This is a genomic window from Crocosphaera sp. Alani8, from assembly GCF_038442745.1.
Taxonomy (GTDB): Bacteria; Cyanobacteriota; Cyanobacteriia; order Cyanobacteriales; family Microcystaceae; genus Crocosphaera.
The window spans coordinates 1-3,475 of record NZ_JARVCN010000332.1 but is presented as its reverse complement, the minus strand read 5'-3'; the positions used below and the strand labels follow the sequence as shown (position 1 = coordinate 3,475).

3 protein-coding genes are annotated in these 3,475 nt (G+C 34.6%); all 3 read left to right on the top strand.

Features of this window, described 5'->3' with window-relative positions; translation table 11 throughout:
* Positions 1-126: 126 nt before the first annotated feature.
* The 3 genes from P9B04_RS17365 to P9B04_RS17355 all read left to right on the top strand — a co-directional run bounded on the left by P9B04_RS17365 (position 127) and on the right by P9B04_RS17355 (position 3,355).
* Positions 127-1,314, top strand: coding sequence for an RHS repeat domain-containing protein (locus P9B04_RS17365; protein WP_342056237.1), 1,188 nt, complete (start codon positions 127-129; stop codon positions 1,312-1,314).
* A 40-nt stretch (positions 1,315-1,354) separates the two neighbouring features.
* Positions 1,355-1,999: an ankyrin repeat domain-containing protein gene (locus P9B04_RS17360; RefSeq protein WP_342056236.1), complete on the top strand. Its 645-nt coding sequence runs from the start codon at positions 1,355-1,357 to the stop codon at positions 1,997-1,999.
* A gap of 210 nt (positions 2,000-2,209) precedes the next feature.
* A complete protein-coding gene (locus P9B04_RS17355; protein WP_342056235.1) occupies positions 2,210-3,355 on the top strand; it encodes an RHS repeat domain-containing protein in 1,146 nt (381 codons plus the stop codon).
* Positions 3,356-3,475: the final 120 nt, after the last annotated feature.

Sequence of the window (3,475 nt, the reverse complement as noted above, 5' to 3'; positions counted from 1 at the left end):
TAGTCTAATTTGATATGTAAAGTTTTCTAAAGACATTCAACATTTCTGGTATTAATTGAGTATGAATATGATAGTAATGGACGTAGAATTGAAGCTATTGATAGTTCAGGGGAACGAAATTATTTAGTGGCGAATCTACTAGGAACGGATTTAGAGTCTCCTTATTTAATCACTGATGAAAATGGTGAGTTTGTGTCAGGATATGTGTATAGTGGTTCGATGCCTATTTTAAGGTTAGATGAGAATGGGGAGCCTATTTATTATCTGACGGATGCGATGGGTTCTGTAATAGGTTTAGCCGATGGAAATGGGGCAGAGATCGCTGAATTTGAGTATGATAGTTTTGGGAATTTAAGGAATTCTCAAGGGAATGATTTAGGGTTAACAGGAGGTGATTTTAGGTTCCAGGGACAGTGGTTAGAATCAAATACTGATTTGTATCATTTTAGAGCGAGGTATTATGACCCTGAAACGGGAAGATTTGTGAGTAGAGATCCTGTTGAGATTATTGAGTATGAACCTGAAAGTTCTAATCCTTATCAATTTGTTTATAATAATCCACATATTTATTTAGATCCGAGTGGGGAGTTTACGATTTCAGAAATTAATGCAGCCAATGCAATGAGGGATATTTTAGAATACGGTAGAACTTTTTTAATTGATGGAGCTAGAGATTTTATCAGAGAAAAAACAGGTGAAGTTATTGGCAACCTTTTAATAAGTACCATTAATCAACTTTTACCAGGTAATGCAATAGCTGATAATTGGGCTAATTTGCAATCAGGTGTTTCAGGAGGTTTTGAAAATTTCATTAAAGATAATGTATGTCATATCTTTGAGGAAATAGGATTTTCTGATCGATTGTGGATAGAACCTCGTATTTCAGCTTCCAATGGGAAACCAAAAAGCAATGGATTAAACTGTAGTGCTGAAGAACTCGGTGCCAAGCCAGCAGCAGATGCTTATGCACACCCCGCTCCAGACTTTATTATCAAAGACGGATATCCATACCGTTCCCGCAGTGGTAAGAAAGGATTCAAAAAGAAAAATCCAAAATCCTATATTATTGGTGATATTAAGGCTAGCACAGCCGCCGCTCTTAAAGATATTACAACTAACAATAAACAATGGAATGCAATGGCAGAATATGCTTCTAGATATCAAGCTATGCCTTTTGTTTTGTATCCAACATTTTTACGCCAATTTAAAAAAGATAATCTGGCAGATTCCCAGTTTGCAGAAAAAACTGTACAAGCTCAAAAAGAAGCTCTAAGCAAAGGTGTTGTTTTATTTCTTCTGACCATTTATGATTAAACATTTATTAACTAATCCAATTGTGTAACAAAAATCAATCATGATGTTTTCTAATGATTCTAAAAAAGTAAAAAACTCCCCTTTATTTAAAGCAATTGAGACTGGAGATTTAGCCACTCTCAAGATATTACTTCAAAGTGGATGCAATTTGGAGCAAAAAAATTGTAATGGTCTTACTCCAATGCAAGTAGCAGTTGCCTTAGACCATGTAGAAATTGCCAGGACTTTGTTAAGTGCAGGAGCTAGTTTAGACGGCTTAGATGAACACATATTTGGTAATGCCGTTTATCGTCGAAAACTAGACACGATATCCTTTTTGATCGAAATTGGCATTGATGTAAATATGAGATTCCATGAAGATCAAGACACAACTGCGCTTATGGTAGCCGTTAATACTGGGGATCTTGATATTGTTAAAAAGCTTGTAGAATCGGGAGCAGATGTAAATGCTGTTAATCGTAAAAATGCCTATGCTCTTATGAATGCCACTAGGCCAGACCTCAAAGAAATATATGATTATTTAGCTCCTCTAACTTCTTCAAAATTACGAGAGTTGGCAGAGAAAATACGACCACCTATAAAAAATAAACAAGAAGAGATACAACGTAATCGAGATGAATTACAAAAGACACTAAAATTATTCAACTCTTCAAAGAAGCGCAAGCAAAAGAAAACTGAGCGATAAAAAACTTGGAACTTAGAATATAATAGTGCGGATTTAATTACGAAGATTACGAATAGTAACGGAGAGGTATTAATTGAGTATGAATATGATAGTAATGGACGGAGAATTGAAGCTGTAGATAGTGAAGGGGAACGAAATTATTTAGTAGCGAATCTACTAGGAACAGATTTAAAATCCCCTCATTTAATCACGGATGAAAATGGTGAGTTTGTGTCAGGATATGTGTATAGTGGTTCGATGCCTATTTTAAGGTTAGATGAGAATGGGGAACCTATTTATTATCTGACTGATGCGATGGGGTCTGTGATTGGTTTAGCGGATGGAAATGGAGCAGAGATTGCCGAGTTTGAGTATGATAGTTTTGGTAATTTAAGGAATTCTCAGGGGAATGATTTAGGGTTAACAGGAGGTGATTTTAGGTTCCAGGGACAGTGGTTAGAATCGAATACTGATTTGTATCATTTTAGAGCGAGATATTATGACCCTGAAAGTGGTCGGTTTATTAGTAGAGATCCTGTAGAGATTATTGAGTATGAACCTGAAAGTTCTAATCCTTATCAGTTTGTTTATAATAATCCACATATTTATTCAGATCCCAGTGGGGAGTTTACTTTAACTGAAGTTGGTGCTAGTCGAAAAATACAAGACATACTTAATGATGCACAAACCTATGCCTATCAAGAAGTTAAAGAACAAATAATAGCAAAAGCTAATCAAGTTGTAAGTGATGCCATTTTTGATGTTATGGGTAATTTTCTTCCCCTTAACTCAAACTTAGGAAATATTACTAATCTTGTAAAAAGTTCTATGGATTACTATGGAGGTGCAAAAGGTTCAATAAAAGGAGGTTTAGTTTTTGAGTATTGGATAAGAAACCTAACTAATAATTATTTTCCTGAAAACTATTTAAATTATATTTATTATGAACCTGCACTTAAATTAAGTGGATTTGCCATCAACAGTGGTTATAAACCTCCAGAAAATAAATTTAGTGGTATAGTTATTGAAGGCACATCAAGACCTGATTTTATCATTACATCGGGTCGTCCTCGTCGTCATCGGAGTGACGGTAATCGAAGTTGGTTGATTGGCGATATTAAATTAAGCTTAAGGACAGTTATTAAGGATTATTTTGGATTAGAGGGACAACCTCCACAGAATGCTAAGCAATGGGAGGCAATTCATAAATATGCTAGAAAAAATGGAACTTATCTTGCTAGTTTTGTCACGTTATTTGATGGAGGACAAAATAAACAACAATTAAGAGGGAAATTGAATAAAGAAGCAGCTCAAAAAGGAATTACCGTTTTAGTTGCTTCCATACTTCAGAACTTTAATACCTCTTCTAATTCATAGTTATTTTAGAATGAGCTACTAATTTAATTAATCATATAAACTAATTCTTGGACTTCCCTTTATATAAAAGTGTCAGAAATGGGTTCTCAAAAATAGGCAAAAATTTATTTAAGACCCCTC